Source organism: Sphingobacterium sp. SGG-5 (assembly GCF_011043525.1).
Taxonomy (GTDB): Bacteria; Bacteroidota; Bacteroidia; order Sphingobacteriales; family Sphingobacteriaceae; genus Sphingobacterium.
On sequence record NZ_JAAKGO010000006.1, the window covers coordinates 175241 to 188100 of the forward strand.

The window sequence follows — 12860 nt, forward strand, 5'->3', positions numbered from 1 at the left end:
GTCTATTTCCGTTATTCTTGTTCACCGTCTCCTTGACTGTGTACAGCAGAGCGGTAAAACAGCGTATATGGATCGCTCTCGTAGACATGCATTTCCGGATGATGCCGAAAGGGAACATCCGGATTGAAAATTTCTTCCAATGTGGCTTTCAGGAAATCCCGGAAGGTTTCTTTTTGTTCGGCTAAATAGCTTCCTTCCAGGACCACACCTTTGGTACTACAGAAGAGTGTCCCTTCTTCGCGCATGCGGCGGGCTACATAGAGATGGGGTTCTATATGGCGTCTACCGGTGACCTGTTCAAAAACGTAAGCATAGAATAATGTCTGTACCAATGCTTTGTTTTCAGTGTTTGCAGCAAATACCTTGTCCATAGTTTTGAAGCTCACGGAATCCCCGCCTGTCTTATAGTCCACAATACGTGTTTTGATTTCGCCATCTTCGGTTAATACTTCGTCGACGCGATCTATAATACCGAATAGCGTGACGGTCTCTATCCGGTCTTGAATCTGAATCGGGAAGTCCAGTGTATAGTCTTCATCATTTTCCAGCTCGATGATACGAAAAGCACGATAGTTGTCTACATCGTATTGCACATACATTTTCACGTAAGCACTGGCGATCTTGTGCATAATGCGTTGCAGGCTATTTAGTTCTTCCATCGTATGGAATACGGTATGATACTGCCCACCGATTTCGGCGAGGGTGAGTTGGTCGACATCGTCCATCTTGTCGAGCAATACCTTTGTAGCGGTAAACTCAGTCTTCCCTTTGTACGGTCGAAGAATACTTTCCATGACATTATGGATGACTGTACCCAACTTGTTCATCTCAAATTCCTGACTGATCGACGGTGGCTCCTTAATATCAGCAATATGCTTCAGAAAAAACTGTAGCGGTGATTGCAGATAGGTTGTCAGCGCTGTCGCAGAAATCCTTCGTCCCTGTCGGATAAACCTATCGTACATTTTTTGTCCAATTTCACCTGTCTTCGGGATAATGAGTTCATCAGTAGGTGCCGTAAACAGAATCGGTTGCTGCTGAAGCCGTTTGATAAACCGGAATTTGCTTTCAAACTCCAATTGCCGGATAAATCGACTTTCTTCTCCTGTACTGCTCTCGTCAACGATACTGTTGTAGAAAAGGTGGATGTTGGTGCTGTATTGGAAGTGGCGATAAAACAGATAGGCAGATAAGGCATCCTGATTTTCCAGAACCGGTAAACCGTAAGCTTTTCGAAGATTGTTGGGCAGAAATGTAGCTGTACCCGATGTAGCCGGAAGGATACCTTCATTGGCACCTAAGATATAAACCTGGTCGAAATTCAAACAGCGGCTTTCCAATAACCCCATGATCTGCAAACCGTCCAGTGGATCTCCTTCGATGGCTGCATTAACAGGGGCAATTGCTTTTCGGATCAGTCCGATCTGAAATAAAATGCTTAGGGAGGGCATGCGGGCAAAACCGAGCTGCAGTTGGTGTAACACTTTCTTCGTCTCGATCAATAAGTTCGCTTCTATTTGTTTGATCGGGCTGTCCTGTGCTGCGGACAACAGTATATTGTCCAACATATGTAAGAGCGTCGGGATAACGTCCTCGTTGGAGGACAAAGGACGAAAGAAATGAGGCAGCACGGATGTACGGATTGTTATATCCCCGAGCGTAACTTCGAAAAGCTGTTGTTCGACGATACTCGCCTGGTTCTTTTTCCTTTCAAAAGCGGCTATCTTGGTCAGTGGATTATTGAGAAATGACTCCAGATCTTGAAACGGAATCTTATCCTTTTTGAAATGCGAAATCTGCTCATGTACTTTCATCCATAAATCCAATAGGCCAAATAGCGGGGATTGTGTCAGGGGAAAGCCTGTCGTAATATTGATTTTTAGATCCGGTAGGCTTTGTAATAGAGGGACTAAAAGACTCTCGTCGGCCAGTAATATAACGGAAGATTTACCCTCTTTTTCTTGTTGGAGCAAAATGTCATGTAGCAGTTTGGTCTGGCTGACTTTTCCGGTCGACGCATACATGTAGACATCATCCGTACGGTTGCCGATGATATCCGGACTGTCACCGAGTGCGTTGTGAAGTCCGGTTTGGTACATGTTTCTGCGGATAAATAAACCTGCTTCCTGTTGCTGGTCTTCGAGGTAATAGGCATCTGCATCAAAATAAAATAATGCCCGTTCTTCTTCCTGCCATTTTTTGAATAGTGTCGCTTCAGCTTTGTTTAACGCATTGAAACCTACAAATAACACCTTTTTGTACGTATGGATAAAGTCCGGATTATCGGCTGTGCCTTCTGCAAGATGGCGATACACGGTGGAGAAGTTGGTCTGTTTATGCTCGGCTAATTGCTGTTTAAATGCACGGTAAAGTAGAGGCAAGCGCTTCCATAACTTTAGAAAGCGCAATTGTACACCGGTGTGACCTGCTGCACTAAAAGATTGCCAAAACTGACGGATGAAATTTTGCTGTTCCGGGGTGAGATACTGAAACTCCAAGTCGATCCGGCTGGTATCATACAGCTCCATGTAGATATGATCGACGGAAACCAAGTCGTAATCCAGCTGACTAAAATCACTTAAAATGATTTCAGCGATAGGGTAAAATTCTTCCAGAGTTTCTGGCTGGATGTTTTCTTGTTCCAGCAGTCTGTTATGAAGTTCGTATAGATAAAAGAACTGTGTCATCTGACTGGCCTCTGCGGCTTGCGAAGACTGTCTGAAAAACTCCTGTATGGTAAAGAATTGTGGTGACCATATAGCACGTCCATATACGTCGGCCAGATGTTTTTTCAAATAGGTAATTGGCCGCTTGTTATTAAAGACGATAGCAACGTCGGATAAATCGTGTCCAAACCGATCTTTAATGTCTGCCGCTACTAATTTTAAAAAAGGTTCGTTCATGGTTACTCTTCGTTGACTTCTACAAGTTGGTTGGATTTCGCGTAATACAGGTATCCTTTGACCCGTTGATACCCGAGGTTTCGCAGGGTGTTCCTATACTGATCGACCTGCGTTTTGTGTGCGACGTAATCATCGTTGGTAAACTTAAAATCCAGCACAATGGTTTCGGATTCACTCGTAAATACTTTGTCGGGTCGGATGGTTTTGCCTTCCGCAGTAATAATGGCGGCTTCATTCCAAACTTTATAGGTTCCGGTTAACCATCGATTGATGATCGGATGATGCCATATTTGTTGTGTTTCGTTTAACAGCATGCCTCTGTTTTCTTCGGCTAATATACCCTCTTCCATATAACGATTGATAATTTGATGGATATCGGCCTCCGAACGGGCTTCAGCCATGACTTCGTGTGCAAGTATTCCATATTGGGAAGCCTTTTCCATCATCAGGATGGCATTGATATTCCGTTTTCCGGACTTGCTTAACGCTTGTTCCAAAACGCCTGAAGTCGGATAGTTGTGAAGCGCAATATACTCGTCGTCTAATCGATTTTGCGGTCTGCTCGGAGAAGGCTGGACAGCATGGATGGCAAGGGAACCGTCTGCTAAGGGGAAAGGTGAATCTTCTCGGTCCAATACTTGATAAAGCAGATCCCCGATATATTCGTTTTTAATCTCCATTCCACACACTGTTCCGTTTTTTTTATCGATATTTTCCTTGAACGCAGGAGCGGAGATATATAGATGCTGCACTGCCCGTGTTGTGGCGACGTATAAGGTGTTCAAGGCGTCCATGTAGTTGAACAATAGTTCCTCATAGTACTGCTTATAGAAAATGGAGTTGGCCAGATGACTGTTGTACTTAACTGGTATCTTGCCAAGTTGAGCAAAAGGTGTCTGTTCCGTATGGATCCAGAAATCTCCGTTGACCATGCCATCGATTTTCCAGGAACAAAATGGTATCATGACAACGTCATAGGCCAAACCCTTGGATTTGTGGATGGTAGTCACTTCGATTGCATTGATTTTGCCATTGGAAGGTAATACGGTTTTACTTCCTTCTTCTTCCCAAAATTCAAGAAACTGTAGGATACCCCGCTCTCCCCTTACGGTAAAATTGTCTATACTATCCTTGAACGTGAGCAGGTAGGGAAGATGTGGATTATCTTCCGTGGTGAAGTGATATATTTCGATCAGTTTTTCTACTAAATACGCTAAGGGAAGTTTTTGCAATTGTTCCCAATTCGTTACCAGCTCGTCGGGGAGTAATGTCCGGAGCTTATGTATGTCATTGTCCCGGAATAGCAGCCATGCATCGGGATCGAAAACCGGTTGTTGTTGGATAAGCTGGTAGAGATAGGCCATGCGTGCATGGTGAATGGTGTGCTGATCCGAGGTATATACAAATGCCTTTAACGTTTCGACAATCAATGTAACGGCATCATTGGACACCAGTGACAAAGCATCTCCGGAGATGACCTCAAAGTTTAGTCCTGCCTTATCTTTATACGCTATAAGTTCCTGTATGACGAAGAGCGCTTGTGCATTGCTTCGTACCAGAATGCCGATTTGCTTGGCTTCATATTGTCCGGATATTATCCATTCACCGATCTTTTGGCAGAGATTTGTTACGGAAATGTCCATGACTTGATTTGCGCGGTATCTGCCATCTTCCACGGGGAAATACGCAATTTCTATGGATCCCTGCTCGGCTTCGTTTTCCTGTTTATCTGTGGGAATAGTCTGGCAGGAGTCGGCATAAGCACGCATCAGCATATCGTCGTTCTGTGCCTGTTTCCACCATTGTAGACCTTCATCAGAAATTTCGGACTCGACCTTATCATTGAGTACCTGTTGGAGTAAGCGGGGTACTTGCTCGTAGAGGTAGTTATTGAACCGGATAATATTCGGCAAACTACGATAATTGGTGTCCAGTGTATCGTTTTTGATAAATAGCTTTTTGGTATCAGCTGTTAGATGGAATGCGCTGGCCACTTGTTCTTCAACCTGCTGAAGCAGGATACGCCAATCGCCGTTTCGCCAACGGTAGATGCTTTGTTTGACGTCACCGACAAGGAGATGTTCATGCCGCTTTCCTTGGGTGTTGCCGAGTGCATTTAATAATAAAGGACTATAATTTTTCCATTGGATGCGTGATGTATCCTGAAACTCATCAAAGAGAAAGTAATTGTATCTGTTGCCGATTTTCTCCCAGATGAAAGTGGGGTCGTTATTGTTGTCCAACCCAAGTCTATTGAGTAGTATTTGTGAATCGGAGATCAACTGCGCATTATTTTCTTTACGCCAGACGCTCAGAAGATCGCTCATTTCTTTGAGCAGTCGGAGGTAATAGAGATTTCCCTGAACTGCCTGATACGCAATATATATAGGAAGAAGAGTATGGAGTTCCTCGAACCGTGCTAAAATAGGTGCAAAGCCCTGAATAAGGTCGTGCCGGATATTTTTTTGACCATCGGTAAAAGCGTCTTCATTATCGATCAATACAAGAAACCTGTCCAAGGTTTTTTGCAGGTCAGATAAAGATAGCTTATAAACATGGGGTGATACCTTTCCGGCAGCGACGAGCTTGTTCCTGGATTTGCCTTTCATATCCTCGGGATCTACCTGTAAGGTATGAAATGTCTTCTGAAAAGCCGTAATGGCTGTATGCAGACTATCCAAATAAGATTGCGTTTTTTCAACGATATCTTTATTCAGCAAATGGAATATGTGGTGTGCGTCTGCTGTGGCCAGGTTTCCGTTAAATTCCTGAAAATTTTCGGAGAAGATCAAGCCGGCTAATTTTGTCAGTTGCTGCCGATAATTCCAGTTCTCGTTGTTGTTGATTTTTTTTTCTGCGAAATCAATGATCCAGTCGAGCAGATCAGGTCGATCGTCTAACAATTGGTTTAACATGACGGTGAGGTCCGCTTTAACCTTGCCCGTATTCATTTCTATTTTGTAGGCTGCATCAAGATTTAGCTCATAGGTGAAGCTACGGATAACCTTTTGTGAGAAGCCATCAATAGTGCTGACGGTAAAATGGCTGTAATCGTGGAGAATTCTACGGTAGGTCCGATATGCTTTTTGTTCAATCTGTTGTGTCGACCATTCCGGGAACTGTTCAACGAGCTTTTCCCGAAAAGCTTGGATAGGCTTGCTTTCATCACCCACAGCTAGTCCCTGCAATACGGAAAGTATACGTTCTTTCATCTCCGCAGTGGCCTTGTTTGTAAAGGTTACGGCGAGGATTTCTTTGTAGCTGCTTTCATTGGCTAACAAAAGTGAAAGATAGTGTAAGGTGAGGCTGAAGGTTTTGCCGGAACCTGCCGATGCTTTCAGGATTTTGAGAGGAGCTACGTTGCTTGCACTATTCATGTTGAAAAATAGTGATTAAAAATTATTTTTCAAAAGACTATCGGCGGTGAAACTTTTGTATTCGCTTTTATAGGCCAATTAATTTTCTTATTTTGGTTGATAGTACGAAACCATGACTAAGATTTTAACATTTTTTCTGTTCATCCAGTTTGCTTTCCTGCCCATTTATACACAGGCGAAAGTGGAGGGTGTAACCGTGGAAATGCAAGATTGTGAACAGGTAACTCACATGGCTTTGCAGAAGCTCGTGCCTGCTTTTCAAAAAAATGATCTTGAAAGTGTGGAATCCATTTTAAACACAATCCAAAGTACGTGTGGCGAAAGCGAATTTACGGTGCGTATTCGTATTCTTTGTGCGGTAATTGAACATAAATTGACCGAAAAGATGATTGATGAGTATATAATAAAGGGGTATAAAGGGAAGTTGGAAAGGCGATGGAAGTATTCAATGCAAGAAAAGTATGCGCAAATATATCAAGATGATAAAGCAATATTTGATTTTGTTCCTTTAAAACATCCCATTGATTTACTGGCCAAAGCAAAGGCAGTAGCCTTATTGAACACTGAATCTTACATTCTTACTGAACAAGAAGAGTCAATTATGCACTTATTTGCTAATCAGGAGAGTCAGAAGGCAGTTCTACAGCCGCCTGCCCGAAAAGCAGTTCGCTCAGCGTATATAAATAAACAGCGGGGAGGGGTGAGCATATATGCAGGTGCTGAGCTTCCCTGGACCGGAATATATCCGCTATTTAAAACCAGTCCTACATTAGGCATGTTTTTTTCGACCAAACTTTCTAATCCTGTCTTGGTTGAATTGGGATTTAAGTTGCGTTTCAACACTCCTCAAAATGAAGACCTTGAGTATTTGTCACATGATGAAATAGAAATAGCGCATGCTGATTTTAGCATGGGTGTAGGAGGAACGGTAGGTCTCAAAGCTTTTGACAACAATAAAATTATTATTTCCCCCAAATTAGGATTGTTCTGGGAACAGTCGGACACGGGATTAGGGGAATTGGTGACAACGTATTATGAAGATGGGGATGAATCTTATGAAGAAGAGTCTGTAGACCCTTACAATATCAATACGATGCGCACCACCATCGCGTTAGCCGTAATGAGACATCTTGTAGGGAGGACCTATATCGGGTTGGAAGGAGCCTATCATTTCGTTCCCTACAATTGGGACAAGCATCTCGTGACACGTGTACAACCACATTATGGAAGTTTGCAATTGTTTTTTAGATTTTAAGTTTTCCTTTTTAATTTTTATCTTTGCATCCCCTCTTACATGGAGTACGGGGGATATGTTGAATACATAAATAAATTAAAACATGGCAACTAAAATCAGATTGCAAAGACACGGTAAAAAAGGAAAACCATTTTACCACGTCGTGGTAGCCGATTCACGTGCTCCACGTGACGGTAAGTTTATCGAACGTCTAGGTTCGTACAACCCGAACACTAATCCTGCAACGATCGTATTAAATTTCGACAGTGCATTGGATTGGTTGAACAAAGGTGCACAGCCTACGGATACTGCACGTGCGATCCTTTCTTATAAAGGTGTTCTTTACAAGAAACACTTGCAAGGTGGTGTGAAAAAAGGTGCTTTTGATGAAGCTAAAGCCGAAGAATTGTTTGCGAAATGGTCAGAATCAAAAGAGACTCAAATCGAAGGCAAGAAGTCAGGTTTAGCGAATGCGAAAGATGAAGCAAAGAAAGCTGCTTTCGCCGCTGAAGTAAAGAAAAAAGAAGAAAGAGCAGCAGCAATTGCTGCAAAGAATGCACCGGTAGAAGAAGCTCCTGCTGAAGAAGAAACAACAGAAGAGGTTGTTGCTGAAGCAGCGGCAGAGGAAGCTCCGGCAGCAGAAAGTGCTGAAAATGCAGAAGAAACTACAGAGGGTTAAATAACCTTCGTCTGTAAGGAAGCCGATCTTGAAGAAGGATCGGCTTTTTTGATGCATTATAAACGAAGTATTTCCTTGGTTGATATTCCTTTCTTGTTCCGGCCGTAGAAAATAATATAATCCAGCTTTGTACCCAAGCCACTGGTTCCCTCGGTCTGCTTAATAAAAATCCTTTCCAGAATTATCTTCGTGCCGTTTACACATGTTTCTGCAATAGGTGTTTTATTGCTATCCAGTGAAATAGTTATCTTTTGATCGGGAAGAGAAACAATATGAGACTGATAATTGTCCGGAGCAACCTCGGCAGATTTTATCCCATATGCAAATAGCTTTTGGATTTTTGTCAGGGGCTTTATCTCTCCCTTTTCATCAAAGAGCTGCCGGGAGACGATAACCGGATTATTTGTAACAAAAGATTTTGACTTCGTTAAATTTGCCTTATAAACGAATGTGTTTTGTCCTCTGTCGTGTTGAATATAAAATAAAAGGTTCTTGCTGTGGGTAGGGGCCGGGTAGCCTTGCTGGCCATACACCATTTTGGTAAAGAACAAGACGGGGGCTATGAATAGTAAGGCTCTCATATACTTGGTATAACGTTATGAATATAGGAGTTGTTTTTTAATTTTAGATTAAATATTCAGAAATTTTATTATTTCATTCATTTTTCGATTTATTTATGTAGGTTTACGGCATTAGACCTGAACTTTTATGAGAAAACAACTTAGTTTATGGGATGCAACAATGATTGTGATGGGCTCCATGATTGGTAGTGGTATCTTTATTGTTTCTTCCGATATGATGCGTCAGTTAGGCTCCGGCTATTGGGTATTGACGGTGTGGGTGATCACGGCCTTGGCGACGATAGCAGCTGCAATTTGTTATGGTGAACTATCGGGAATGTATCCTAAAGCAGGAGGACAGTATGCTTACCTTACCGAGGTATTTGGGAAAATGACGGGATTTCTGTATGGCTGGAGTCTTTTTACGGTTATCCAGACTGGAACTATTGCTGCAGTAGCAGTAGCCTTTGGTAAGTTTGCAGCTTATGTTTTTCCCGGACTGAATGATGCTCCTCCGCTGTATCAAAACGGCACTTTTATGATTACGTGGATTCAGATTGTAGCTATAGGTGTTATTCTATTATTAACCTTTATCAATACAAAGGGAATAAGAATCGGCAAGTTCGTACAGTCTTTTTTTACGGTCTCCAAAATATTAGCTCTGGTTGTTTTGATATTTGGAGGGGCATTTTTAATAAAACATAATTTCTTTTGGGAGAATATGCAGGTAGGTTGGTCTGCCTTTCAAAATCTGGATAATGGGGACTGGACTCCGATATCCGGAGGAGTTTTAATGGGCGGGCTTGCAGCCGCTGCAGTGGGGGCGATATTTAGTAGCGTAGCTTGGGAGAACGTGACTTTTATCTCCGGCGAGATGAAGAATCCCAAACGGGATATGGTACGTGCAATGGTGTTAGGGACTTCTCTTGTCATGCTGCTTTATTTAATGTGTAATTTTATTTATCTGGCTGCTTTAAGTCGGGATGAAATGGCCTTTGCAGCTAACGATCGGGTTGCTGTCGCTGCGGCCGAAAAATTATTGGGGCAGGCCGGTACGCTGGCTATGGCATTGTTGGTCATGGTGTCGACATTTGGATGTGTCAACGGTCTGGTGTTATCCGGAGCCCGGGTTTTTCAGACCATGGCGAAGGATGGGCTCTTCTTGAAAAGGGCTATTCCAAATAATAAATACGATGTTCCCAGTCGGTCACTTTGGCTACAGGGCATTTGGGCTTCTTTGCTGTGTGTAAGTGGGCAGTATGGAAATCTACTCGATATGGTGTCTTTTGTTATCGTCATCTTCTATATGGTTACTGTATTCGGTGTGGTATATCAGCGTTGGAAACGACCGGAGCTTGAGCGGCCTTATCGTACATTTTTATATCCGTTACCAGCCATCATGTATCTATTGATCGGTACTTTGTTTTGTGTATTGTTGATTATCTACAAACCTCATTATACATGGCCGGGATTTATTTTAATTTTGTTGGGACTTCCTGTATATTATTTTGTGAATAGAAAGAGGAGCGTATAAAAAGAACATGTTTTTACAACAAATAAATAAAGCCCGAAGTTTTTACACCTCGGGCTTATTTATTTAATATTACTAATCTTTTGGTTCTATTCTGCTCTTAGAATTTTCGCAGCTTCTACCATCGATTCAAGTGCTGCTTTGGTTTCAGGCCAAGCCCGGGTTTTCAAACCACAGTCAGGGTTTACCCAAAGTTGTTCAGCTGGAACTACCGCTTTTGCTTTACGCAATAATTCTACCATTTCTTCCGTGCTTGGTACGCGTGGTGAATGGATGTCATATACGCCAGGACCGATATCATTCGGATATTTGAATTCGCCGGCGAATGCGTCCAATAATTCCATTTGTGAACGGGAAGTTTCGATGGTGATTACGTCAGCGTCCATAGCAGCAATATCACGGATGATATCGTTGAACTCGGAATAGCACATATGTGTATGGATCTGTGTATCATCATCCACGTTGGACGAAGACACGCGGAAAGCACGTACAGACCAGTTGAGATAGTCTTGCTGATCCGCTTTCCGCAATGGAAGACCTTCGCGGATAGCCGGCTCATCGATCTGGATGATTTTGATACCTGCCTTTTCCAATGCTTGTACCTCATCAAGAATAGCCAAAGCGATCTGGTAAGTTGTCGTCGAACGAGGCTGATCGTTACGTACGAAAGACCACTGCAGAATGGTCACAGGACCAGTCAGCATTCCTTTAACAGGACGGCTAGTCAATGATTGTGCATATGCAGACCAACGAACAGTCATATCAGCGGGACGGTAGACGTCTCCGTAAATAATCGGTGGCTTCACGCAACGTGAGCCGTAAGATTGGACCCAACCGTTTTGCGAGAAAGCATAGCCAGCTAATTGCTCACCGAAATATTCCACCATGTCGTTACGTTCGAACTCACCGTGTACCAATACATCGATATCCAACTCTTCTTGTAGGCGGATTGTTCTTTCGGTTTCCTCTGCGATTTCCTTGTCGTATTGTTCTTGCGTGATTGCTCCTTTTTTCAAGTCAGCTCTCCACTTCCGTACGTCTTTTGTTTGTGGGAATGAACCGATGGTTGTGGTAGCAAAGGCAGGTAGACCAAATTTAGTTTGTTGTGCAGCTTTACGTTCTGCAAACAAAGAAGTACGTTTTGCATCTTCATCGGTGATGTTGCTTACACGCTCTTTCACTTCTGGTCTATGGATCAACGGTGAAGTACGACGGCTTTCAGCAGCAGCTTTGTTATCCTCAAAACGTTTTGCCGTTGTGGCGTTCACTTCACCATCAGCTAAGATCGCCAAGTCTTTTACTTCGGCCAACTTTTGTTTGGCAAAGGCTAACCAGTTTTTAACCTCAGCAGGAAGCGACTCTTCGTTATGTTCGTTATCCAGATCAAAAGGAACATGTAGTAAAGAAGAAGATGGAGCGATCCACACACGTTCTTTGCCTAATGCATCTACCGCTTGTTTGATTTTAGCTAATGATTTCTCATAATCGTTCTTCCAGATATTACGTCCTTCGACTATCCCCAAAGAAAGAGTTAAAGAAGCAGGGACTTTTGCTAAAATAGTATCCAATTGATTTTCACCACGTACTAAATCAAGATGTAATGCGTGTACAGGTAAGCTGACAGCAATATCTTCGTTGTCGCGCAATGCTTCGAAGTAAGTGGCTACAACAAGTTTGATGCCTTTTGCAGCCGTATTTAGCTTCTCAAAAACAGTAGCATATAGAGCCTTGACTTTCGCGTCAATATCCAAAGCCAAGAAAGGCTCGTCGATCTGTACATATTGTGCTCCTGTTGCAGCTAATTTTCCTAATATTTCTTCGTAGACAGGCAATAATCTATCGATCAAATCGATACGGTCAAAGCCAGCTTCTTTCTCTTTACCTAATAGAAGGTAAGTAATGGGGCCAATCAGAACAGGTTTTGTGTCAATACCCAATGCTTTAGCTTCGTTAAATTCGTTTAGGAATTTTTCGGAAGTTAATTTGAACGCTTGATCTTTTGTGAATTCAGGAACGATATAATGGTAGTTTGTGTCAAACCATTTGGTCATTTCCATTGCTGTCACATCTACGCCGCCTTCTTGGAAGCCACGTGCCATGGCGAAATACAAATCTAAATTGTACTGACGGTCGATTTTGTCCAGCAGTGAGTTGTAGCGGGCGGGAATGGCACCTACAGTCAATGACAAATCCAGCACTTGATCGTAGAAAGAGAAATCATTTGACGGAATTAAACCGATTCCATGTTCTTTTTGCAATTTCCAGTTGTTTTCACGAATAGATTTTGCTGCTTGTAATAATTCTTCCGCCGAGATCTTCTTAGCCCAGTAAGCTTCGTTAGCTTTTTTTAACTCGCGGAAAGGTCCCACTCTTGGGTAACCTAAGTTGTTGGTAATTAACATACTTTTATCCCTATTAAATTTTAATCTTAAACGATTTTGGTGCTGTAGAGAAGGTTCTCGGATTAGAAACTTCGGCTTATCTTTCCCCTTGCGGAGTAGAATTTAGCACCTTGTCCAGAGACAGGTTGCTAAGGCTTCTTCGGGTCTATTCCCTCTGCCTTTCCCTATAAGCGT

7 protein-coding genes and 1 riboswitch are annotated in these 12860 nt (G+C 42.7%); of the genes, 3 read left to right on the forward strand and 4 right to left on the reverse strand.

What is annotated here, in order from left to right; all coding sequences use genetic code 11:
* Positions 1-11: 11 nt before the first annotated feature.
* Both G5B30_RS11100 and G5B30_RS11105 read right to left on the reverse strand, forming a co-directional pair.
* Positions 12-2903, reverse strand: coding sequence for a PD-(D/E)XK nuclease family protein (locus G5B30_RS11100; protein WP_165320064.1), 2892 nt, complete (start codon positions 2901-2903; stop codon positions 12-14).
* Positions 2904-2905: 2 nt separating this feature from the next.
* The gene (locus G5B30_RS11105; RefSeq protein WP_165320065.1) at positions 2906-6280 is read right to left on the reverse strand and encodes a UvrD-helicase domain-containing protein; all 3375 of its coding nucleotides are present in this window, start codon (positions 6278-6280) and stop codon (positions 2906-2908) included.
* A 112-nt stretch (positions 6281-6392) separates the two neighbouring features.
* On the opposite strand from G5B30_RS11105, the gene G5B30_RS11110 reads away from it, so the two are divergent.
* Positions 6393-7535 (forward strand): hypothetical protein, encoded by a 1143-nt coding sequence (locus G5B30_RS11110; RefSeq protein ID WP_165320066.1) that lies wholly within the window; start codon positions 6393-6395, stop codon positions 7533-7535.
* Between the two features lie 82 nt (positions 7536-7617).
* Entirely contained in the window at positions 7618-8193 is a 576-nt protein-coding gene (locus tag G5B30_RS11115; RefSeq protein ID WP_165320067.1) for a 30S ribosomal protein S16, read from the forward strand.
* A gap of 56 nt (positions 8194-8249) precedes the next feature.
* Here the strand turns inward: G5B30_RS11115 and G5B30_RS11120 are convergent, their stop codons facing one another.
* Entirely contained in the window at positions 8250-8774 is a 525-nt protein-coding gene (locus G5B30_RS11120; protein ID WP_165320068.1) for a DUF4833 domain-containing protein, read from the reverse strand.
* A gap of 127 nt (positions 8775-8901) precedes the next feature.
* Here G5B30_RS11120 and G5B30_RS11125 point away from each other — a divergent pair, with 127 nt between their 5' ends.
* Complete coding sequence (locus G5B30_RS11125; RefSeq protein WP_165320069.1) at positions 8902-10287, forward strand: APC family permease; 1386 nt, start codon at positions 8902-8904, stop codon at positions 10285-10287.
* Positions 10288-10373: 86 nt separating this feature from the next.
* Here the strand turns inward: G5B30_RS11125 and metE are convergent, their stop codons facing one another.
* Positions 10374-12686 (reverse strand): 5-methyltetrahydropteroyltriglutamate--homocysteine S-methyltransferase, encoded by a 2313-nt coding sequence (metE, locus tag G5B30_RS11130; protein ID WP_165320070.1) that lies wholly within the window; start codon positions 12684-12686, stop codon positions 10374-10376.
* Positions 12687-12759: 73 nt separating this feature from the next.
* Positions 12760-12859, reverse strand: a riboswitch (SAM riboswitch).
* Position 12860 lies beyond the last annotated feature (1 nt).

Excerpts from the sequence above, each read along its gene's own strand:
- G5B30_RS11100 (WP_165320064.1), bottom strand. The coding sequence starts at position 2,903 with ATGAACGAACCTTTTTTAAAATTAGTAGCGGCAGACATTAAAGATCGG.
- metE (WP_165320070.1), bottom strand. The coding sequence starts at position 12,686 with ATGTTAATTACCAACAACTTAGGTTACCCAAGAGTGGGACCTTTCCGC.
- G5B30_RS11105 (WP_165320065.1), bottom strand. The coding sequence starts at position 6,280 with ATGAATAGTGCAAGCAACGTAGCTCCTCTCAAAATCCTGAAAGCATCG.
- G5B30_RS11110 (WP_165320066.1), top strand. The coding sequence starts at position 6,393 with ATGACTAAGATTTTAACATTTTTTCTGTTCATCCAGTTTGCTTTCCTG.
- G5B30_RS11125 (WP_165320069.1), top strand. The coding sequence starts at position 8,902 with ATGAGAAAACAACTTAGTTTATGGGATGCAACAATGATTGTGATGGGC.
- G5B30_RS11120 (WP_165320068.1), bottom strand. The coding sequence starts at position 8,774 with ATGAGAGCCTTACTATTCATAGCCCCCGTCTTGTTCTTTACCAAAATG.
- G5B30_RS11115 (WP_165320067.1), top strand. The coding sequence starts at position 7,618 with ATGGCAACTAAAATCAGATTGCAAAGACACGGTAAAAAAGGAAAACCA.